At 58.7% G+C, this 20,994-nt stretch carries 22 protein-coding genes; 8 read left to right on the forward strand and 14 right to left on the reverse strand.

Annotated features, from left to right (window positions below; all coding sequences use genetic code 11):
* Positions 1-23: 23 nt before the first annotated feature.
* The 5 genes from ACOYW0_RS24440 to ACOYW0_RS24460 form a co-directional block, all read right to left on the reverse strand.
* On the reverse strand, positions 24-632 hold the full coding sequence (locus ACOYW0_RS24440) for a class I SAM-dependent methyltransferase (RefSeq protein ID WP_482416322.1): 609 nt from the start codon (positions 630-632) through the stop codon (positions 24-26).
* Between the two features lie 95 nt (positions 633-727).
* On the reverse strand, positions 728-1,798 hold the full coding sequence (locus tag ACOYW0_RS24445) for an iron ABC transporter substrate-binding protein (protein ID WP_482416323.1): 1,071 nt from the start codon (positions 1,796-1,798) through the stop codon (positions 728-730).
* The gene (locus ACOYW0_RS24450; RefSeq protein WP_482416324.1) at positions 1,795-2,898 is read right to left on the reverse strand and encodes a class I SAM-dependent methyltransferase; all 1,104 of its coding nucleotides are present in this window, start codon (positions 2,896-2,898) and stop codon (positions 1,795-1,797) included. The genes ACOYW0_RS24445 and ACOYW0_RS24450 overlap by 4 nt, the downstream gene beginning before the upstream one ends.
* A 54-nt stretch (positions 2,899-2,952) precedes the next feature.
* Positions 2,953-3,744, reverse strand: coding sequence for an ABC transporter ATP-binding protein (locus ACOYW0_RS24455; protein ID WP_482416325.1), 792 nt, complete (start codon positions 3,742-3,744; stop codon positions 2,953-2,955).
* Positions 3,741-4,859, reverse strand: coding sequence for a FecCD family ABC transporter permease (locus ACOYW0_RS24460; protein ID WP_482416326.1), 1,119 nt, complete (start codon positions 4,857-4,859; stop codon positions 3,741-3,743). The genes ACOYW0_RS24455 and ACOYW0_RS24460 overlap by 4 nt, the downstream gene beginning before the upstream one ends.
* A 720-nt stretch (positions 4,860-5,579) precedes the next feature.
* On the opposite strand from ACOYW0_RS24460, the gene ACOYW0_RS24465 reads away from it, so the two are divergent.
* The 3 genes from ACOYW0_RS24465 to ACOYW0_RS24475 all read left to right on the forward strand — a co-directional run bounded on the left by ACOYW0_RS24465 (position 5,580) and on the right by ACOYW0_RS24475 (position 8,204).
* The gene (locus ACOYW0_RS24465) at positions 5,580-5,918 is read left to right on the forward strand and encodes a P-II family nitrogen regulator (RefSeq protein ID WP_482416327.1); all 339 of its coding nucleotides are present in this window, start codon (positions 5,580-5,582) and stop codon (positions 5,916-5,918) included.
* Positions 5,919-5,971: 53 nt separating this feature from the next.
* Positions 5,972-7,375 carry an ammonium transporter gene (locus ACOYW0_RS24470; RefSeq protein ID WP_482416328.1) on the forward strand — a complete coding sequence of 468 codons (1,404 nt, stop codon included), beginning with the start codon at positions 5,972-5,974 and terminating at the stop codon, positions 7,373-7,375.
* A 79-nt stretch (positions 7,376-7,454) separates the two neighbouring features.
* On the forward strand, positions 7,455-8,204 hold the full coding sequence (locus ACOYW0_RS24475; RefSeq protein WP_482416329.1) for a nitrogenase component 1: 750 nt from the start codon (positions 7,455-7,457) through the stop codon (positions 8,202-8,204).
* 72 nt (positions 8,205-8,276) lie between these two features.
* Here ACOYW0_RS24475 and ACOYW0_RS24480 read toward each other — a convergent pair whose 3' ends face one another.
* Positions 8,277-9,233, reverse strand: coding sequence for an ABC transporter ATP-binding protein (locus tag ACOYW0_RS24480; protein WP_482416330.1), 957 nt, complete (start codon positions 9,231-9,233; stop codon positions 8,277-8,279).
* Positions 9,230-10,240 carry an ABC transporter ATP-binding protein gene (locus ACOYW0_RS24485; protein WP_482416331.1) on the reverse strand — a complete coding sequence of 337 codons (1,011 nt, stop codon included), beginning with the start codon at positions 10,238-10,240 and terminating at the stop codon, positions 9,230-9,232. The genes ACOYW0_RS24480 and ACOYW0_RS24485 overlap by 4 nt, the downstream gene beginning before the upstream one ends.
* 259 nt (positions 10,241-10,499) lie before the next feature.
* Here ACOYW0_RS24485 and ACOYW0_RS24490 point away from each other — a divergent pair, with 259 nt between their 5' ends.
* From ACOYW0_RS24490 to ACOYW0_RS24510, 5 genes are all read left to right on the forward strand, one after another.
* On the forward strand, positions 10,500-12,092 hold the full coding sequence (locus tag ACOYW0_RS24490) for an ABC transporter substrate-binding protein (protein WP_482416332.1): 1,593 nt from the start codon (positions 10,500-10,502) through the stop codon (positions 12,090-12,092).
* Positions 12,093-12,353: 261 nt separating this feature from the next.
* Positions 12,354-13,283, forward strand: coding sequence for an ABC transporter permease (locus tag ACOYW0_RS24495; RefSeq protein WP_482416333.1), 930 nt, complete (start codon positions 12,354-12,356; stop codon positions 13,281-13,283).
* Positions 13,283-14,113 (forward strand): ABC transporter permease, encoded by an 831-nt coding sequence (locus ACOYW0_RS24500; RefSeq protein WP_482416334.1) that lies wholly within the window; start codon positions 13,283-13,285, stop codon positions 14,111-14,113. Before ACOYW0_RS24495 ends, ACOYW0_RS24500 begins: the two co-directional genes overlap by 1 nt.
* A gap of 170 nt (positions 14,114-14,283) precedes the next feature.
* Positions 14,284-15,849 (forward strand): amidohydrolase, encoded by a 1,566-nt coding sequence (locus ACOYW0_RS24505; RefSeq protein WP_482416335.1) that lies wholly within the window; start codon positions 14,284-14,286, stop codon positions 15,847-15,849.
* Between the two features lie 126 nt (positions 15,850-15,975).
* Positions 15,976-16,431 (forward strand): DUF3592 domain-containing protein, encoded by a 456-nt coding sequence (locus tag ACOYW0_RS24510; protein ID WP_482416336.1) that lies wholly within the window; start codon positions 15,976-15,978, stop codon positions 16,429-16,431.
* Between the two features lie 107 nt (positions 16,432-16,538).
* Here ACOYW0_RS24510 and ACOYW0_RS24515 read toward each other — a convergent pair whose 3' ends face one another.
* The 7 genes from ACOYW0_RS24515 to ACOYW0_RS24545 all read right to left on the reverse strand — a co-directional run bounded on the left by ACOYW0_RS24515 (position 16,539) and on the right by ACOYW0_RS24545 (position 20,746).
* The gene (locus ACOYW0_RS24515) at positions 16,539-16,886 is read right to left on the reverse strand and encodes a DUF3795 domain-containing protein (protein WP_482416337.1); all 348 of its coding nucleotides are present in this window, start codon (positions 16,884-16,886) and stop codon (positions 16,539-16,541) included.
* A 133-nt stretch (positions 16,887-17,019) separates the two neighbouring features.
* Entirely contained in the window at positions 17,020-17,781 is a 762-nt protein-coding gene (locus ACOYW0_RS24520; protein WP_482416338.1) for a DUF6597 domain-containing transcriptional factor, read from the reverse strand.
* A 7-nt stretch (positions 17,782-17,788) separates the two neighbouring features.
* A complete protein-coding gene (locus ACOYW0_RS24525) occupies positions 17,789-18,235 on the reverse strand; it encodes a DUF6144 family protein (RefSeq protein WP_482416339.1) in 447 nt (148 codons plus the stop codon).
* Positions 18,236-18,354: 119 nt separating this feature from the next.
* On the reverse strand, positions 18,355-19,035 hold the full coding sequence (locus ACOYW0_RS24530) for an HAD family hydrolase (RefSeq protein ID WP_482416340.1): 681 nt from the start codon (positions 19,033-19,035) through the stop codon (positions 18,355-18,357).
* A 35-nt stretch (positions 19,036-19,070) separates the two neighbouring features.
* Positions 19,071-19,436 (reverse strand): hypothetical protein, encoded by a 366-nt coding sequence (locus ACOYW0_RS24535; protein ID WP_482416341.1) that lies wholly within the window; start codon positions 19,434-19,436, stop codon positions 19,071-19,073.
* A gap of 51 nt (positions 19,437-19,487) precedes the next feature.
* Positions 19,488-20,069, reverse strand: a complete 582-nt coding sequence (locus ACOYW0_RS24540) for a GNAT family N-acetyltransferase (protein ID WP_482416342.1) — start codon at positions 20,067-20,069, stop codon at positions 19,488-19,490.
* Positions 20,070-20,104: 35 nt separating this feature from the next.
* Positions 20,105-20,746 (reverse strand): hypothetical protein, encoded by a 642-nt coding sequence (locus tag ACOYW0_RS24545; RefSeq protein ID WP_482416343.1) that lies wholly within the window; start codon positions 20,744-20,746, stop codon positions 20,105-20,107.
* Between the last annotated feature and the right edge of the window lie 248 nt (positions 20,747-20,994).

Below are 20,994 nucleotides of genomic sequence, written 5' to 3' on the forward strand. Positions count from 1 at the left end.
TTTTACGTATCTGCCTGAAGGGGTTATGCCTTTCTTGCACACAGGAAATACCCCCTTGCATCATCGCTCAATTCAATAATTCGCAGCCCTGCTTCGGTGCACATGCCCTCCATCTCCCCATGTTCGGGGATCATGTCCTGTTCAACGGCTGTTCCAGCCTTGCGGTGCACGTCGTTGATGACGGACAGCGGTTTAAAGTGGCAGATGATGAGAAGGCCTTCGGGTTTCAGGCTGCGCGTCAGAAGGGCAAGGGCCCCTTCCTGGTCTTCGAGGTGGGGAAAGACCTGATGGCAGAGGGCCAGGTCCACCCCTTCCCCGGGAAGGGGACAGGCTTCGAGGCGTCCCTGCCGCAGCTCCACATGGGCCTGATCTGCGAGCCTTTCTTGGGCTGATACCACCATGCCGCGGCTGATATCCATGGCAATGACCCGGCCCGACGGCCCCACCCTGCGAGCCAGGATCTCGGTGAGGCGGCCGGTGCCGCAACCCGGCTCCACCACGGTTTTTCCCTCCAGGGGACCGGCAGACGCAAAAACCCGGTCCAGTTTTTCCAGCTCCTCCGGGCCGTACGCTTCGGTTGCCCAGGGAGCGCCTGTTTGTGAATCAAAAAAATCCGCCTTGCGTGCATACATTGGGTTGTACCCTTTCTTTTAAAACGCCTCCGGCCATGTCTTTAAGGTGTTTGGTCACCTTTCCAACAGGTTGGGCTCGGCAGGGCCGAAGGCTTTTATTTCATGGTCAGCTTGCCCCCCAAGGGGCCGTAGGCTGTTTTCATCTGCCCATACACCGGTTTTCCCACGAGAAAGGTGTAGATCTCGTCGGCCTTCGCGTCGGGGTCGATATCGGCAAACCGGTTCGGGTAGAGGATCTTGCCGATGGTGTAGGCGTCTCCCATGGCCGTGCCGATGTTGGTCATGTACCAGTTGTAAGAGTGGAGGGTATGAACCCGTCCTTCCCGGAAAGCGGTGAGACCCTGGTAAAAAACGGGTTTGGCCTGCATGTCCCGGGCCACGTTGCCCCGCCCGCCGCCGTCGATGAAAATGATGTCCGGGTCCATGGCAAGGAGGGCTTCCCTGCCCACAAACAGATGACCGGTGGTGCTTTGCCCAGCCACCACGTTTCTGGCCTTTACCCAGTCAAAGGGGGCGTAGGCGGTCTCCGTGCTTCCGATGCCCTGGGTGCCTTTAAACCCGATGCCCCCCACAAACACCCCGGGTTGTTCCTCGGGATTCTCTCCTTCCACCCGTTGGGCAAGGTCCTTTTCCGTCTCTCGGATAAAACCCACCACCTCTTCCGCCCGGTCCTCTTTGCCCAGGATTTTTCCGGCAAGGCGCAGGGAGCGGTACATGGTCTCGTCAAACCGGCCGAAGGGACCGTAGGAGAGAACCACCACGGGAATCCCCAGCTTGGCCTGGAGTTTGTCGGCTTTGCGCCGTTCAAGGTAAGTGATGAAGATGAGGTCCGGGGCTGCGGCGAGCAGGGCCTCCAGATCCGGCTCGCCGTTGATGGACCCGGGGCCTCCCGGGCCCACCGTCGGCAGGTGAGACAGCTCGCTGTTGGCGACCCAGTAGGGGCGCGTGGTGGGGAACCGTTTTTCAATGGCTTCCACCCCCACCACCTTGGTCTTGGCCTCCAGGTAGATGATGAGCCTCAGGGTGCCCGGGGCCAGGCAGACGATGCGCTGCGGGATGGCTTCAACGGTGACGGTGCGTCCGGCCATGTCCTGCACCGTCACGGCACCGACCGGGGAGATCCAGCCAAAACAGAGCAGGCATAGGATGATTACGATGCGTTTCATAAGGTGGCCTGCCCTTTCTTGACGGCAACAATCATCCGGGAGTCCAGCCTGTCCCCGAATTTGGCCAGGGGGTGGCCGGAGAAGGCGTCGGCTTCCAGGATCTCCTTGATGGTGAAGTGGCGTTCCAGAAGGTCCCTGTACGCCTCCCAGGAGAGGTCGCCTGAGAACCGGTAGATGTTGTCCCCCTTGCCCACGCCCTTGAAGGCCGAAAGGCTCCACTCCAGGTCGAGCAGCCGATCTTTGGAGCCCTCCCCTTTTCCGTAATAGACGTGCTTTGTTACAAAGAGCCCTCCGGGTTTCAGGGCATCATGGATCCGTTTTAAAAGGGCCGGGTTTTTGCCCCCCGGATTGTAGGAGAGAAAAATCACGTCGTGGTCGCTCCCCAGGTCGTCGGTAAAGAGGTTTCCGGACACAAACCGGACTCGGTCCGCGCCGTGGGCCGCCATGACCTCTTCGGCCTTGCGGGCAATGTCCGGGAAATCAAACACCGTGGCACGGAGTTCGGGGTTGATGCGGCTCAGCGCAATGGCATAGAGCCCGTGGCCGCCCCCTAAGTCCAGCAGGCTCCGGGCCTGTTGAAAGGCGGGGATGGCTGCCACGGCGTCAACGGTCTTTTGGAGCTCTCCGCAGAGGATCTCAGCTGCCAGGGAATCCACCATGCCGTTTTCGAAAAAATCCTCTTCCATGACATCCAGGGGGCCTTCGCGGAGCACTCTGTCCAGGCGGTCCCACAGGGCAAACCCGTTCTGGATGTCCCGCATGACCGCTCCTTGAAACAGGGGAGACGAGGAGACGAGATAGAGGGCGCTCAAGGGGGTGTTTCGGTAGTACCCCTCTTTCCGGCAAAGGAGCCCCAGCTCACAGAGGAGCTCCACAAGGTGCTCCGCCGCAGGGAGCTTCAGGTTGCAGGCCGTGCAGAGCCCGGTGAGGGTGAGGGGCTCTTCCAGGGCATCGAAGAGCCCCAGACGAACAGCGGCGTTCATGGCACAAAACTCTTTGTAGTGGCGCGAGGCCGTGTAAAACAGGCTGTGGAGCGCATCGGCTCCGGGTGCGTCACCTTCCCCTTTCATGTGGGTGGTCGGTTCGTCTGTAGCAAACACTGAAGGTCCCTTTCATTTATCGTTGGGTGGTAAGCGAGAATGTCGCTGGGATTTTTATCCGGCTTTGACCAGGGACGGCCCCTGCCGTCGGCTGTCCAGGGGCACGGCCACGGTGTGGCCCCGGATGCGTTCCAGGGCCACAGGAACGCCGTAGACCTCCCGGATCATCTCCGGGGTCACCTCGTCCCTGGGGCAGAAACCATGCATGGCGCCGTTTTTCAGCAACAGGAAATAGTCGGCATGGCGAAAGGCCAGGTTCAGGTCGTGCATGGAGACCACCACCGTAAGGTTCTGCCGGGTGGCGATATCGGAGATGCGTTCCATGACGTCCATCTGGTTTTTCAAATCCAGGCTGCTGGTGGGCTCGTCCATGAGGAGGAGTTCAGGCTCCTGGGCCAGGGCCCGGGCGATGGTGACTTTCTGGAGTTCCCCGCCGCTCAGGCTGCCCGCGGGCCGAAGGGCCAGGTGGTCCAGGTGCATGGTGGTGAGGATGCTCTCCACCATGGCCAGGTCCCTGCGGGACGGCGCCCAGGTGATATAGGGCTTGCGCCCCAAAAGCACGGTGTCAAAAACGGAGAGAAGCTGGGCACCGGAGCTCTGGGGCACATAGGCCACGTGCCGGGAGAGTTGTCGCCTTGGCATGCGGAGGAGGTCCAGATCGTTTAAACGCACCTCCCCGCTCAAGGGTGGCAGGATCCGTATGAGGCTTTTCAGCAGGGTGGATTTCCCGGCGCCGTTGACGCCCAGGACGCCGCAGACACACCCCGGGGGAAGCTGGAATCCCACACCCCTCAGGACCATGGCGTTGCCATACCCGACGTGGAGATTATCGACGGAAAAAGTCATCTGTGTATCCCCCTTATAAGAAGGAAAAGGAAAAGCGGGGCCCCCATAAAAGAGGTCAGCACCCCCACGGGCAGGGCCCCGGAGCCAACGAGCAGGCGGCCTGCGGTGTCTGCCCCGAGGAGCAGCAGGGCTCCGATGAGGCAGGAGAAGGGAAGAAGCAGCCTGTGATCGCCCCCCACAAGCCGTCGGCCGATGTGGGGGGCCAGGAGCCCCAGAAAGGCGATGACGCCGTGGAACGCCGTGACCAGGGCGGCCACCAGGGTGGCAAGGATCATCCCTGACAGGCGGAGCCCGGTGACGTTGACCCCCAGGGCCTGGGCTTCGTCTTCCCCGGCTGCCAGGGCGTTTAAGTTCCACCGGTTCATCAGGAAATAGACAAGCACGGCAAGGGTCACGGCCCCTAAGATGCCGAGTTCCTGCCAGCCGGAACGGGCCACGTCCCCAAAGGTCCAGAAGACAACGGCGGCCAGCTCCACCTCAGAGGCAAAGTACTGGATCAGAATCGTGCCCGAGGTAAACAGGGCGGACAGGGCGATGCCTGCAAGGATGACGGACTCCGGGGACATGCCCCGGAGTCGGGCCAGCACCAGGATCACCACCGTGGCGGTCATGGCACCGGTGAAGGCGCAGAGGGTTACGGCGCACACGCCGGGGATGGACCAGGCCTGGGGCCCTGAGGCTGCCAGGGCGCCCTGGTCCAGGCCACCGGCTCCCAGTGCCACAATGGCAAAGGCCGCGCCGCAGGCCGCTCCCTGATTGATGCCAAGTGTAAAGGGTGAGGCCAATGGATTCTTGAGAAGGCTTTGGGTGACCACACCCGAGAGCCCCAGCCCGCATCCGGCCACCACGGCCGCCGTGATCCTCGGCAGGCGGATACTCCACACCACGATGCGGCCCGTTCCCGTCTCAAGGCCCATGAGGCTTCGGATCACTTCGGAAAGCGACAGCTGATAAGAGCCCACGCTGACCGCCCAGATTCCAAGGACCACGAGCAGGATGCACAACCCTGCGAAAAGAAGGGAGCGCCGTGCCAGGGTTGTTCCGTACAGCCGGGCCACAGCACCCTGCCCTTCGCCTGTGCCGACCTGGGCTCCACTTGTTACCATGTATTCCATGCATGCCCTCCGACAGGGGGAGCTGACCCGGATATGTCATGAGAAAGTGACCAGGCTAAAAACAATCATCTGTTTTTACGCCTGGTTGTCGAGGTGCGAATGGATATTTCAAAAATGCAAAATATCATTCGCCTTTTGTGCCTCGATTTTCTCACCCATCGGCCGAGTCCCCTTTCCTGCCCGGAAAATAAAAAAGGCCACGAAGGCTCAACCACCTCTTTTTGAGATGGCGTGAGCCTTCGTGGCCTTTGGGTTGCGTATTGCGGCACCGGAAGCGCCGGGCTTAGTGCCCGAACGCATCACCGGATCACCGGGGATGTCAATAACGATCTGTCAATCGAATACCAACGGCTTCTTGCCGCAATTTATCTACACTTAAGCAGGTTTTTCGCTGTTGTCAAGGACGGGGTGGGTTCCATGGGAAAAAGTGGTCTCGGGCCGGGGGCTTGTGGCCTTTCGCCCCGACGACGACGGGGCGACGCGGCTTGATATAACAAATATGTATTTTTTATTTTTTCAAAACACAAAAATGTTACCCATTCAAAAAGCCATGACACCTCAATGCAAGTTTTGCCGGATAGATATTTGAAAGCCATGGGCTGTTGTTTCAAGGCTTTGTGTCAGTGTAGCTCACCCATATCGCGAATTTGGCATACCCGTTGCACTATACACAAGTCAACATCACGGAGACAGGAATCCACGACAAAAAAGGAGAGTTTCATGCGAAAAATTGAAGCAATCATCAAGCCGTCCCGGCTGGACGAGGTAAAAGATGCCCTCAACGAAATCGGCATCAACGGGATGACCGTCAGCGAAGTTCGCGGGTTCGGAAGGCAAAAGGGCCATACCGAGATCTTTCGCGGCGCAGAGTACCAGGTGGACTTTATCCCGAAAATCAAGATCGAGATCATTGTGGAGCGCTCCATCATGGAGAAGGTGCTCTCGGTCATCGAAGAAAAGGCTGGAACCGGAAACATCGGGGACGGCAAGGTTTTTGTCCTGCCCGTGGAGCAGGCGGTGCGGATCCGCACCGGTGAATGCGGCCGGGAAGCCCTCTAACCAGAAGCCTGTATACGGAACATCACCCAACCAAACGCTTAAGGAAAAGAGAGATGAAAAAAAGATTCATGACACTTACCGCGCTGCTGGTCGCAGCTTCGTCAGCCTGGGCAGGGGACGACACCCCCACTGCTCTGACCAACCGGGATGCCATTGCACTGGTCCAGGAGCATGCCAACTTTGTCTGGACCCTGGTGGCTGCATGCCTCGTCTTTTTTATGCAGGCGGGTTTTGCCCTGGTGGAAGCCGGGTTTACCCGGGCGAAAAACGTCATCAACATCATGATGAAAAACCTCATGGATTTTTCCATGGGGTCCCTGGCCTACTGGGCTGTGGGCTTCGGCCTGATGTTCGGCGTGAGCAAGGGTGGCCTCATCGGCACCTCAGGCTTTTTCCTGAGCGACTACACCCCCGGCGGTGATCCCTGGATCCTGGCCTTCTGGATGTTCCAGGTGGTGTTTGCGGCCACGGCAGCCACCATCGTCTCCGGTGCCATGGCCGAGCGGACCAAATTCTCCGCATACCTTATTTACAGCGTGCTCATCAGCGCCATCATCTACCCCATCTTCGGCAGCTGGGCCTGGGGCGGCCTCCTCAACGGCAGCGGATGGCTTGAAAAACTGGGATTTATCGATTTCGCCGGTTCCACGGTGGTTCACTCCGTAGGGGGCTGGGCAGCCCTGGCCGGGGCCATGGTCCTGGGGCCCAGGCTCGGCAAATACACCAAGGACGGCAAGGTCAAGCCCATCCTGGGCCACAACATCGGCCTGGCTGCCCTGGGCGTCTTTATCCTGTGGCTCGGATGGTTCGGCTTTAACCCCGGCTCCACCACCACGGCAGATAAGAGCATCGCCATGATCTTTGTCAACACCAACCTGTCGGCTGCTTCGGCCGCAGTGGCCGCCATGTTCGCCTCCTGGATCATCTTCGGCAAGCCCGAGGTGGGCATGAGCTTAAACGGCGCCCTTGCCGGCTTGGTGGGGATCACCGCAGGCTGTGCCAACGTGTCCCCGGGAAGCTCCATCATCATCGGGCTTGTGGCAGGCGTCCTGGTGGTCTTCTCCGTGCTCTTCTTCGACAAATGCCGCATCGACGATCCCGTGGGTGCCATCTCGGTCCACGGCGTGTGCGGTGCCTGGGGCACCCTGGCAGCAGGAATTTTCGACATGAACGGGTTCTCCATGTCCGTGGTGGGTGTTCAGCTCATCGGCATCGCGGCCTGTTTTGCCTGGACCTTCCCCACGGCTTACGGCCTCTTCAAGCTCCTTGAAAAGACCATGGGCCTGAGGGTCTCCCCCGAAGAGGAGATGGAAGGCCTCGACCTCTGCGAGCACGGCGGCACAGCCTACCCCAACTTTGAGGTGTTCAACTACGGCGGTGGCGGCGGTTCCGCCAAGCCAGCAGGCGAAATGGGCGCCTCCGGGACCTATGAGAGGCCGCCCGAACCAGCCCACTGACCCACGCAACCCCATGTAAAAACGGTCTCCAGCGGTGCCGTTGTGCACCACCGGAGACCGGAAGCGAAAGGAGTTTTCCATGCATACCGTATCACGCTTACCCCACTGCTGCGAACCGGGAGCCGTACTCTCTCCCGTCACCGATGCCCTTCACCTGGTCTACGGCGACACAGGCCAGAGGGCCTGCCCCGTATCCTTGCATGGAAAATCCACCGTCAACCAGACCAATAAACGTCCGCCCCTGTCCGTGCACTTGCCGGGCGTTCGGGGTCTTTCCCAGGGACGGCGCATGCTCTACAGGGGCCTCACGGATCTTATCGACGGCCATCACCCCGCCGCTGCCTTTGTCTACCCCACGGGCAAGGGAGAACGCCTGGGCGATGAGGTGGACGCGGTATGCAGCCGGGTGGAAGAAGAAAAGGGCATTCCGGTGATCCCCGTGCACTCCGAAGGCCCGAAAGGAATGCGCAAGGCCGCGGACCGGGCTGCCTGCCAGGCCCTGTTCCGGCTCATGGGAACCGGGGACATCTCCGGCATCACCCCTGCCTCGGTAAACATTCTTGCAGGACCCGGAAACAGGTGTGCCGCCATGGCCCTGAAGAACCGTTGCCGGGAGCTGGGGGCCGAGGTGGTGGCCGTGCTTCCGGGATGCAGCAGCGTGGCGGAGATCCGCCGCAGCCACGGGGCGTCCCTCAACCTGGTTTTCGGTGGCGGGGCCATGCTGCAACTGGCCCTTATGATGGAGGTGGAGTACGGCATTCCCCTGGTGCAGGTGTCGGGGGATACAAAGGAGGCGGTAAGGGCTGCCCTTGCCGGCGTAAAAAGGTAAGGCGCAACGCGTTTTTGACTGGAGACGTGCAGGCCCTTTTCGCAAAAGGGCCTGCACGGTTTTATCTGGGTATCAGCAATAGTGGCAGGCCGTTTTTCGGCCTGCCTCTTTTGTTTCCAGCTCGGGTTCCACCAGGTCACACCCTTCCTGACGGTTGGGGCACCGGGGGTGAAAGCTGCACCCCTTGGGCGGGTGGATGGGGCTCGGCACGTCCCCGGAGAGGATGATGCGTTCCCGCGGCCTGTCCGGGTCGGGATAGGGAATGGCCGAAAGAAGCGCCTTGGTGTAAGGGTGCTTCGGGTTGGCGTAGACCTCTTCGCAGGTGCCCTCTTCCACCACCTTGCCCAGGTACATGACGGCGATGCGGTCGCAGATGTGCTCCACCACGGCCAGGTCGTGGGAGATGATGATGTATGAGAGGTTGAACTCCTGCTGGATGTCGATGAGCAGGTTGATGATCTGGGCCTGGATGGAGACATCCAGGGCAGAGACGGGTTCGTCACCGATGATCATCATGGGGTTCAGGGCCAGGGCCCGGGCAATGCCGATGCGCTGGCGCTGACCGCCGGAGAATTCGTGGGGGTAGCGATTGCCCTGCTCAGGGGAGAGGCCCACCTTTTGTAAAAGCCAGGCCACCCGGTCGTTTCTCTCGGATTCGCTGCCCATGCCGTGAACCTTCATGGGCTCGCCGATGGCGCGGTTGACGGTCATGCGGGGGTTCAGGGAGGAGAACGGGTCCTGGAAGATCATCTGCATCTTCTGGCGCGTGCGCCGCATCTCGGCTGGGGTAAGGCTGTCCAGGTCGGTGCCGTTAAAGATGAGCTTTCCGTGGGTTTTTTCGATGAGCTTCATGGCGGCAAGGCCCGTGGTGGTCTTGCCGCAGCCCGATTCACCGACGATGCCCAGGGTTTCGCCCCGGCCCAGGGTCAGGTTGACGCCGTCCACGGCGTGGACAACGTCCTTGCAGCAAAAGCCGCCCTTGACGGGAAAATGGACTTTCAGGTTGTCAACGGTCAGAAGGTCTGTCACGCGTCGGCTCCTTTCACACCTGTGGATTCACACCGCCAGCACCGCACCGAATGGTCCGGAGAGACCTGGAACAGGGGCGGCAGCTCGGCATCGCATCGCTCACTCCGGTGGGGGCACCGGGGGGCGAAGCTGCACCCTTTGGGAAGATCGTAGAGGCTGGGGACCATGCCGGTGATCTCCGTAAGGCGGCTGTTGCCGTCTGAATCTTTGGAGCCGATGACGGGCACCGAGTTCATGAGCCCTTTGGTGTAGGGGTGGCCTGTCTCCCGAAACAGGATGCGCGTGGGGGCGGACTCCACGATACGGCCCGCGTACATCACGATGACCCGGTTGGCCATCTCCGCGATGATTCCCAGGTCGTGGGTGATCATCATGATGGCCGTTTTCTGCATGGCCTGGAGCTTGAGCATGAGGTCCATGATCTGGGCCTGGACCGTGACGTCCAGGGCCGTGGTGGGTTCATCGGCGATGAGGATTTCCGGGTCGCATGCGAGGGCCATGGCAATCATCACCCTTTGCCTCATGCCGCCGGAGAGCTGGTGGGGATATTCCTTCACCCGTCGTGCGGGTTCCGGCACCTGGACTTTTTCCAGCATCTCCACCGCTTTGTTCATGCTCTCCCTTTTGGATACCCCGCGGTGGAGGGCGTACACCTCACCGATCTGCCTGCCCACGGTTTTCACCGGGTTGAGGGAGGTCATGGGCTCCTGAAAAATCATGGAAATGCGATCGCCGCGGATTTTTCGCATCTGCCGGGCGGAGAGCCCGACGATGTCTTTGCCGTCGTAGAGGATTTCGCCGCTCTCGATGCGCCCGGGCGGTTCCGGGATGAGTCGCATGATGGATTGGGCGGTGACGCTCTTACCGCAGCCGGACTCCCCCACCACGCCCAGGATTTCGCCGGGGTACATCCCGAAGGAGACGCCGTTGACCGCGTGGGCCACACCCCGCTGGGTGTGAAACCGCGTGGTGAGGTTCTTCACTTCCAATAAATAATCGTTTTGCATGGTTCCCCTGATTGAATGAAAATTGAGCAAAAATTAATACCAGCAAATCATTGTCCATTCAACTCTTAAAAAAAACTCCATCGCCTTTAAACATATACCTAAGTGAATGCTTTACATATCTTACGTTCCTTAAGCGGAAACATAAAATCAGATTTAGTATAACTTATTGACAGTCAATTGATGGTGTGGTTCTATTTTTAGTTCTCGTAAAAAACTGTTTTCGAATAATCAGTCACAGTAACTCAGGAGGATCGTTTTGATGAAGAAGATTGGATTGTTGCTGCTTGCCGCAGCGACGGCTCTTCTGGTGACGGCGGGTGGGGCGGCGGCCTCATCCGGCGGGACCTTTGTATTCTGCGCGCCCTACGGCGGTGACCTTTTTTCCCTGGATATGCATAAAACCTCACGGACCCAGGACTACATCGTGGGGCTGAACATCAACCGCAGCCTCTACAAGTGGGACGCGGACCAGAGCAAGCCCGTCCTTGACCTGGCCACCGAAGCCAAGGTATCTGCCGACGGCAAGACCTACACCTTCAGCCTCCGCAAGAACGTCAAATTCCACAACGGCCGCACCCTGACCGCCGACGACGTCATCTGGAGCTACAACCGCATCGCCCAGCCCGAGACCACCTCTTCCGCGGCCAGCTACATCGCCAACATCGACGGTGCCGAGGCTGTCATCGCAGGCAAGGCCAAGACCATCACCGGTCTGGAGAAGATCGACGACCACACGTTCAAGATGACCCTGAAGCACCCCGTTGCCATCGGGTACTCCCTCTGCAAGGTGGAAACAGCCATCGTTCCCCGTGAGGCCCTCGAAGGCAAAGAAGCGGCATTCGCCACCAACCCCGTGGGTTGCGGCCCCTTCAAATTCGTTAAGTGGGTGCGCGGCAGCGAAGTGATCCTCGAAAAATTCGACGGCTACTTTGAACCCGGCAAGCCCTACATCGACAAGCTGGTCTACAAGATCATGCCTGAAGGCGCGGCCCGTGACATTGCATTCCGCGCAGGCGAACTCGACGCCAATATCGTGGGGGCTTCTCAGTACCCCATCTACCAGCGCGACCCCGAGATCAAGGACAACATGATCGAGGTGGCCGAGATGTACACCCGCATCATCGGTTTCAACCCCGAGTTCAAGCCCTTTGCCGACAAGCGCGTGCGCCAGGCCATCAACCACGCCATCAACGCCGAACTCATCATTAAAAAGCTCCTCAAGAACAAAGCGGTTCCCGCCACCGGTTACCTGCCCACCAGCTCCCCTGCCTATGAAAAGGCCATGAAGGGTTACGACTACAACCTGGCCAGGGCCAAGGAGCTCATGAAAGAGGCGGGCTACGAAGACGGCTTTACCTTTGAGTGCATCGCAACGGCCAACAAGAGCTGGGGCGTGGGCATCGTGGAGGCCCTGATCCCCTTTATGAAACGCATCAACATCACGGTCAAGCCCCAGCAGCTCGAAGGCGCCGCCCTGGGCGAGCGCTGCCGTACCGGCAAGTTCGACGCCTTTATCTGGTCCATCGAGTCCGGTCCCGATCCCCTGGAGACCCTGAACCGTTTCCGTTCCACCACCCCGAGGTCTGCCGGCAACTACACCGCCTATGCCAACGCCGATTACGACAAGGCCCTGGACCAGGCTGCCGCCGCCTCCTCCGAGACCGAGAGAATCGAGTGGGTCAAGAAAGCCAACCGCATCCTCTTTGAGGACGCCCCCTTCTGGTTCTTCAACTACAACAAGGCCATCATCGCCTATCATCCCTGGGTTCACGGCATCAAGCCCGTGGCCATCGAGATGATGCTTCAGGACTTCACCAACCTGAAACTCGACGACAGCTCTCCGCGCAAGTAAGCACGGAAGGCCGCGTAAGGGGGAGGACGCCCTCCCCCGATTCACACATCAAACCACAGAGCCTTGCCGGTACGGCAAAGGGGCTCTGTGGTTTTGCCATTGAATGCGTTTCATGGGTACCGTTACACCACAATTTCTCGGAAAGGCCTGCGTCGGCACACCCTGCCCATCGCAAGGCACCAGTGGCCTCGCCGGAATACCGGCGGGGCCATTGATACGCTTTTCGGCACCATTTATTATTTATCCCAGGTTGTTCAACGTATGAGAGCTTACGCCTTTCGCCGTATTTTACAATTCATCCCCACGATCCTGATCATCTCCATGATTATGTTCGTGCTGCTCAACCTCCTGCCGGGGAACGCCGCCCTCATGGCGGGCGACCAGCGCAAGGCACCGGACCCCCGGATCGTCGAGCAGCTTAAGAAAGAGTGGGGCATCGACAAGCCGGTGCACACCCGTTACTTTATCTACCTCAAAGGGCTTGTCCGGGGCGACCTCGGTACCTCGTTTCTGCGCCGTGAGCCGGTGAACAAGCTGGTGGGCGAGCGCATCTGGCCCACCCTGCGTCTCTCCATCGCCGCCCTTCTCATCTCCGTGGGCATCGGCATCCCCCTTGGTTTTATCTCCGCCCTGAAGCGCGGGACCCTTGTGGACACAGCGTCCATGATCGGGGCGGTTTCCGGGGTCTCCCTGCCCCAGTTCTGGCTGGGGCTCCTCTTGATGTACCTCTTTTCGGTGGTTCTCGGCTGGCTGCCCTCCTCGGGCTACGGCCACGGAAAATTCGCCAACCTCATCATGCCCGCCATCACCCTGGGCATCGGCTACACCGCCCTTCTCGCCCGGGCCACCCGGGCCGCTGTCCTTGAAGTGCTGCACAAGGATTACATCCGCACCGCACGGGCCAAGGGCCTCTCCGAGCTTCTGGTGAACTGGCGCCACGTCATGCGCAACACCATGGTGCTGGTGCTCACCACGGCAGGGCTCCAGTTCGGCGCCCTCATCGGCCAGACGGTCATCGTGGAGAAGCTCTTCTCCTGGCCGGGACTCGGCTCCCTTCTGGTGGACTCCATTTTTCAGCGGGACATCCCCGTCACCCAGGGCTGTATCCTGGTGATGATCCTTGTCTTTCTCATCGTGAACCTTGTGGTGGATCTTCTCTATTCGGTGGTGGATCCGAGGATTGAATACTGATGGCATTTTCCAAAGCGGCACTCAAAGGCAGAAGCAACCTGATCATCGGCGCGGTGCTGACCGCCCTGGTCATCGGCATGGCGGTGTTCGCCCCCCTGCTGGCACCTTATCACCCCATCAACGACGCGGACCTCATGGTCTCGGAGGAACCCCCGTCCGCAGATTACCTCTGCGGCACGGACACCCAGGGGCGGGACGTTCTCTCCCGGGTAATCTACGGCTCCCGGATCTCCCTTTCCGTGGGGCTGGTGAGCCAGCTCATCAACACCATCATCGGTGTGATCTTAGGGGTCACCGCCGGGTATTTCGGCACCTGGTGGGACGATCTGGTCATGGGGCTCACCAACATCATGCTCTCCATCCCCTCCATGGTCTTTGCCCTGGCCATCATGGCACTTTTAGGCCCGGGGCTGGTGAACGTTTATATCGCCCTGGGGCTTACCAACTGGTCCTTTACCTGCCGGATCACCCGGTCCCAGGTCCTTTCGGCCAAGCGCATCGAGTACGTCCGGGCCGCCGAAGCCCTGGGCTACGGCAAGTGGCGCATCATGTTTGCCCAGATCCTGCCCAACGTGGTGGGGCCGATCCTGGTCATGGCCACCCTGGGCATCGCCTACGCCATCCTGACGGAGGCCTCCCTCTCGTTCCTCGGCCTGGGTACCCAGCCCCCCACCCCGAGCTGGGGCGGGATGCTCTCCAACGCCCGGGAACAGTTTTTCACGGCCCCCTGGATCTCCATCTATCCGGGCCTGGCCATCTTCGTCACCGTCCTGGGGTTCAACCTTCTGGGCGACGGCCTGCGGGACCTTCTGGATCCCCATAAGCATTAAACCATGCGAGCCTCCGGCGGCCCTGCCGGGGGCCTAACAGATAAACAGGGGTTAACCCCATTTGGGGTCGCTTTTTTCCATTCCGCATACTGCGAGATGTCCCTTGGGTGATGCAACAACGGAAACATGCTGCTAAACTTGGGCTAAAAAAGCGACCCGCCGGAGGCAACATGAAGCGCGCCATTGTATCGACAAAAATCTACACGGGGGTACCCGATGCCCCCTTTGCAGAAGCCCTTCTCATGGAAGACGGCCTTATCACGGCTGTGGGCACCACCAAAGAGATCATGTCCCGGGTCACCCCGGACACCACCGTCTCCTCCATGTCCGGTCACCTTGTGGTGCCCGGGCTCGTGGACGCCCACTCCCACCTTGCCAGCTACGGCCTGACCCTGACCCGGGTCAACCTCGTGGGCCTGCCCTCCCTTGCCGCCTGCAGAAAAGCCATCGCAGAGGCCGTGGCCCAGGCCGAACCCGGTACCTGGATCATCGGGCGGGGCTGGAACCACCACTTCTGGGAAGAGCAGCGCGAACCCACCCGGGCCGACCTCGACGACATCTCTCCTGACCACCCCGTGGTCATGACCCGGGCCTGCGGCCACCTGATCTGGGTGAACCAGAAAGCCCTTGAAGTGGCCGGGGTTACCAAAGAGACCGTCACCCCCGAAGGAGGCCAGATCGACCGAGATGAGAACGGCCTTCCCACGGGCATCGTCCGCGAGTGCCTGGAGGTGATCCGGGACCACATCCCCCCCGTCACCCACGAAGAGCGAAAGGCCGCCATCCTGGAAGCCCAGAAGCGTACCCTGGCCTACGGCCTTACCGGCACCCATGTCTGCGAAGAGCTCGTCGACTACCTGGCCTACGCCGAGCTGGAAAAAGAGGGAAAACTCACGCTGCGTGTCTGCCACCTGTTGCCCCCGGAAGACCTGGAAAAAGCCGATGCCCTGGGCATCACCGCGGGCTCGGGCAGCGAGCGCCTCTGGCACACCCACGTCAAGCTCTTCATGGACGGCTCCCTGGGTGCGGAAACCGCCTGGATGTTCGATGACTACGAAGGCTCTCCCGGGTGTTGCGGCCTGGCCTGCCTCACCAACGAAGAGCTTCTCGCACAGATCGAGATGGCCTACAAAACAGGACGCAGCGTCGCCATCCACGCCATCGGGGACCGGGCCGTCTCCGCCGCCCTTGACGGGTTTGCCGCCATGCGCGTTAAGTACCCCGGCACCCGGCGGGACCGCGTTGAGCACGTTCAGCGGGTCACCGACGAGGACCTGAATCGATTCAAAGAGATGGACGTCACCGCCTCGGTACAGCCCGGGTTTCTCCCCACGGACTGGAAGACCGCCGAGGCCAAATGGGGGCGTTCACGTTGCCGCCAGGCCTACACCTGGAAACGCATTCAGGAGACAGGCATCCGCATGCAGTTTGGCTCCGATGTGCCCGTGGAGTCCAACGACCCCATGATCGGCATCCGCGCGGCCATGTTCCGCACCGACGCCCAGGACAAGCCCACCGGCGGCTGGTTCCCCGAAGAGGCCCTCACCTTTTGGGAAGCCATCGACGGCTACACCAGAACCGCTGCATGGACCGCTGGTGTGGAGGATAAGTCCGGTACCATCGAGGCCGGCAAGTGGGCAGACCTGACCATTTTTGACGATGCCTTTGACGAACCGGAAAAGTCCGTCCTCAAAGCCTCTGTGGTGAAAACCATTGTGGGGGGCAAAGAGGTATAATAAACACCAGGTCGCGGGATACCCCCACACCACGGCAAACAGGGCCATGGCCCCATGTGCTTCAAGGGGCAGGCCCTGCATCCCCTTAGGAATTCTCTCTCAACTCGTTTACAGGATGATGGACCCATGACACGACTGGTAATGATCCCCGTGCTTCTCTTCGGGATTCTTCTGCTCTACTTCTCTCAGAAGTTATTTTTTGAATCCTGGGACCTCACAAAAAACGCCGAGCACACCTACGGAGAGGTCGTGGATTACACGACCAGTCAATCCGACGGAACCACCTACTACTACCCCGTGCTCACCTTCACCACCCGGGACGGCCAAACCATCACCTTTGATGCAAAATCAGGCAGCTCCAAGCCGAAGTATGCTTACGGCGAGAAAGTTGAACTTCTCTACGACGCCACCAACCCTTCCAACGCCCGTGAAAAAGGCTTTTTCGTCCTTTGGGGCGGTGCGCTCATTGCAGGGGTCATGGGACTCATTCAGACCGGTATCGCCCTGTTCTTTCTGGACAACCCCTTTGCGTCCAAGGATGACGACGATGATGATGAAGATGACGATTACGATGAGTCGTAATCAGGCCCCTGCATCCTGATGGATGCATTCCGGCTCGACCATATAAAAACGGTTGCTCTCCCAAGGTGCGGGAGGCAACCGTTTTTTGTTTTGCAATGCTGGCGGCACTATCTGCCGGTATCCTCCTTTTGCCGCAATGCCTCCAGGGCTTCCCCGACAACCGGGGCCTGCGCGATAAAGCCCCTCAGCGTTTCACAGACATACCCAGGGCACGTTGCGCAGTGTGGCGCCTCCTTTTCCATGGCGCATTTGCGGATTTCACACAGCGATTCGGTGAAGAAAAATTTTTCTCCCTCCGACGTGCATCCCCGGCAGTTGATCTGCTCCGGAGAAATGTCGGTTTTGTACTCAATGGTCCACGCCTCGGCAACCTCTTTGCGCCTGGCATCCGAATCATCCCGGGTCGCTTTATACGCCTCGCATTGCGAGCAGTCCATACCACAACGAGCTATCATTTCTGTTCCTTTCATCAAAAAAAACGGTGCAATGCTCCACCCCGGTGTCACGACCATCCGGGCTGAACATCAGTTGACGGTAAAAAAGCGTACCTGAAGGAAAGCTGCGGTGTATTGGAAAAATGGAACCTTTTTATGCGGGGGAAAGGTACTCTGCGGGGGTAAGGCCGGTGATGCCCTTGAATTCATGGATCATATGGGACTGGTCAAAGTAGCCGCCCTCCTGGGAAAGGTGACTCCAGCCATGAAGGTTCCCATTTTTGTGCAGGGCGATGGTTTGGTGCAGGCGCACCACCTGCATCAGGAACTTGGGGGACAGGCCCGTGGCGTGGAGGCATCTGCGGGTAAAGTGCTGCCTGCTCCAGCCAATGGCATCGCTGATCTGCTGCACCGAACACTGCCCGCCAGCATTGCGGATCAGGCGAAGGGCCTCGGCAAGGGGGCGTTCCGGGGGAGATAAACCGGCCATCTGCCTGAGAAACACCTCATCGAGCAAGGCGACGCGATCCTGCGGCAAAGCCTTTTCCGCCAGTTGGTCCGAGAGTGCATGGGTGGGATCGCCCAAGGCGTCACAGGCGTCCACCATCAGGTCGGTGAAGTGATGCATGGGAGTCTTGAAAAGGGAGGTCGCCATGGCGGTGTGGAATCGCACCCCAAAAAGGTTGGTTTTCCGGCTTTGAACGGGCTTTGTCATGGCGCCCACGACAAAACACCTCAAGGGAGCTGCGGGCTCCAGATCAAAAATGATGTCCACGCAGCCATCGGGTATCACGGGCTTCCGGGCCGACAGCCGGGCTTTGGACTGGACATGGCACGACCAGTAGCAATCGATGAGAGACGCAAGGAGAGGATGGGGCCTGTACTCCGCGTATTCCGGGGGTGTCATCATGGGCATGGGCAAATTACACAACGGTAATTTCTTGGAGGCAGATGGTGTCCCCGTTGAGAATGGATTTCAGCAGGGTGACCTTCACCGGTCTGCCGAAGAGCGTCTCAAAAATCTGCCGGGTATACCCGACGGTGCAGTTGCAGAGAAACGGATGGGTCACCTTGCCGGATGTCACCATGCCGCAGGCACACTCGGTGTACTCCAGGTAGATCGTTCCATCCTTTTTATAGAGGGATGGTCTGTTGTCATACAGTTTGGCCTTGTAGGTATCAAACAACAGGTCCAGGTCATCCTTGTGGGCAACGGACTCCCGAAGGGCTCGGATTGATTCAAACCCCTCGGAGGACTTCAGGCAGGCCCTGCCGCAGTTTTCCACGGCTGCTGCGGCGTCGGGGCTCTTGCTGGTGCTCAGCTCGCTGAGGATGGTGTTGATCCATGCGGACGGGTCGTTGGATTCCATGATTCTCCCCTTTGTGTTTCCGATGCCATGGCCCGATGATGTCTCTGGCTGGGTGCATCAATGTTCCGTAAGGGGTTCCTTATACCACGATGGCATAAAAAAACAAAAACGCCACCGCCTCAGAGCACATGCCTTAAAACGCCGGACAGGGTTTGAACGGAATAGGTTTGCCCGTAATCCGCTGTTTCCCCGGGTGCCAGCAGGATGGATCTGACCCCCGCGTTTGCTGCGCAGACCATGTCTTTTTCTTCGTTGCCCACATAAAAAACGTGGCCGGGGTTTGCGCCAAACGCCTTCATCAAGTTGATGAGCCCCAATGGATGGGGTTTTCTGACCCCCACCTCGCATGACGACACAACGCGATCCATGAGGGGAACCAGCGGCCCCAGATCGTCCATCAGAAAATCCCGGGGCATGCCGTAGGGCACGTCGGAGAGCACGGCCGTAAAGACCCCTGCGTTTTTTAACTCGGTAAGGGTCGTGACCGCAGATGCTTCCACAACGGCCCTTCGCTGAAAGTAGGCAAAGAAGCTGCGCCCAAAGGCCGCCTCGTCCACTCCCAGCACCGTGGCGATTTTTCGGGTGACCTCCCCTTCTGCGACTTCGAAGGTGCGTTGATGGGTCCGCGTGTTGTAAAAATCCAGAATGGAGACGGCCAGCTCCAGATCGGGCGTGGTGACGCAGATACTGTTCTTCACAAGAAAATCGTTGATGGCATCGATGTAATGCTCGCTCCAGTTCAGCGGAATGCCGTCATAGGAAACAAGAGTCTCTCCGAGATCGAATACGACGAGGGTCATGATATCCCCACTGCTCACCCGGAGAAATATCCGGGCTACTGTTTAATACAGATAAACACCGAACCGTTCCTGCTCTCGATGGAAATCTTCCCCATTCGGTGAAGGGCAGCGCATTCTCTTTCACCATCCTGGCGGGACATGTGATCCGTCAAACGATCCGCAAGGCCGTCGGGGTCCAGGCCTCCGCACTCTTTCAGGGTACTGAGTATCTTCAACTGGTTGTCGGTGAAGGCCGTTTCCGGGTTGCGCTTGTGGAAGGACTCGGCATTGTACGTTGCCCATGGGTCGCAAAAGGCTGCCGGAGAGAGCACATCAATGTAGCAATCTTCACAGAGCATCTCTTTTTTGTGCTCTCTCTCTTCCCCTTGCGGAATCGAGGCGTTGCATTTACTGCATTCCATGGTTTCCTCCGGAAACAGTGATGAAGACACCTTCGCCCGCCCCCGGAAACATCAGGGGCGGGCTTCCCTCAACATGTAGCGGTTTTTCACATCGAACACCTGTGATGTGGCGACAACCTCAAAGCCGGAAAGCTCATAAAACATCACATTTTCATCCCTGTCTGTTTCCAGGTACGCCCTGGCGGCGCAGGCATCCACCTCGTTGCAGAATCGATCCATGAGCCTTGAGCCGATTCCCAGTCTCCGGTGGGATGGAAGCACGCCGATGGGCCCTAAGTGCCAGTGCTGCTCCTTGGGATCCTGAAGGGCCCATTCCCTCAGCCAGACGAATTTTCTCCACCGGATGTCCGTTTTGCCGTCGAATTCGGGCGGTCCGTCCGGCAAATCACGGCCGGAGCACGAATTCATCCTCATGACGCCTAGGATGTCTCTCTCTTCTTTTGCCAGGAAGACAATGCCCGGCCTCTGAGTCAAAAGGTCATCAAACATGGCCTCGATTTCGAGGCGTTCCTGTTCGCCGCTGCCCAGGAACACGGCCCGATGAAGGGGGTTGTCGAGCATGGCGAGGCTGAGGACCTTTGCCGCTTTTTTGGCCTCATTTTTTTCCATCAGCGAAATGGTTATGTTGCCCATGGTACGCGCCTTCTTTTGAATCGGACCGATCCACGTTACGGGTTTACGGGCTCCCAGATCGATTCATCCGGCCGAAAACCGGATGTCTGGGTCAGCATCGCATAGATAAAGACATCTTCATCCACCCCACTCTCTTTGATTTGCTCTTCAAGGACCATTTCAGTTATCGAGAACATGGAGGTCAAGTCAATGCGCCATGTCTTGTCTTCTTTTCGAAAGGTAAACCCAAAGGGAGCCTCCCCCTCTTCATTGACGACATGGGTTTCTGCAACATTCTTTTCAATGCTTGAGACGGTTATCTCCAGGTTTGAAATGCTTTCCTTGCCGATCCACCCATTTTCAACGGCGTAAATAAACAGCTCTTCCCCGTTCATTTCCCTCAACTGTTGATTGCTGATGGAGTGACGGGCCATGGTAACGATCATCTTCGTGCCGAATGACATATTCTTTGTCTCGGATTCCGATGCCGTCATGACCTTGTCAAGGATCTCATCATAATAGGCCTTTGTGTTGGAATCTACGTAGAAATATGCCGTAAACCCGTCCTGGTTGAGAAGTGCAGATTTGTATTGCTGAAATGACTCCTTGACCATGGGGGCTTGATCCACTTTACTGCAGCCGAAAGCAATAAGAGTCAACAATGCGGTTGCACAGATCATCTTTACCAATGACTTCATCGTGTCTTTCTCCTTAAGCGGTCGAATCACGTATGGGAAATCGGGCCTGAAAAAAGTGCGGAGACAACGTGTCTGATTGAAGGGGCATGAACATTGAAATTCTGAAGGGTTGAGTTTTAATGCATGACTCCCCTCAATAATAAATCAGGCGTAAGAATTCATGTATCACCGATAAGAACATAGTTCCCATGCCTGTGCAAGGGCAAACTCGATCTTTGAGAGGCAGTAAAACCCTACGTTACAGGCAC

This window comes from Desulfoluna sp. HI9BLuna, assembly GCF_056829775.1.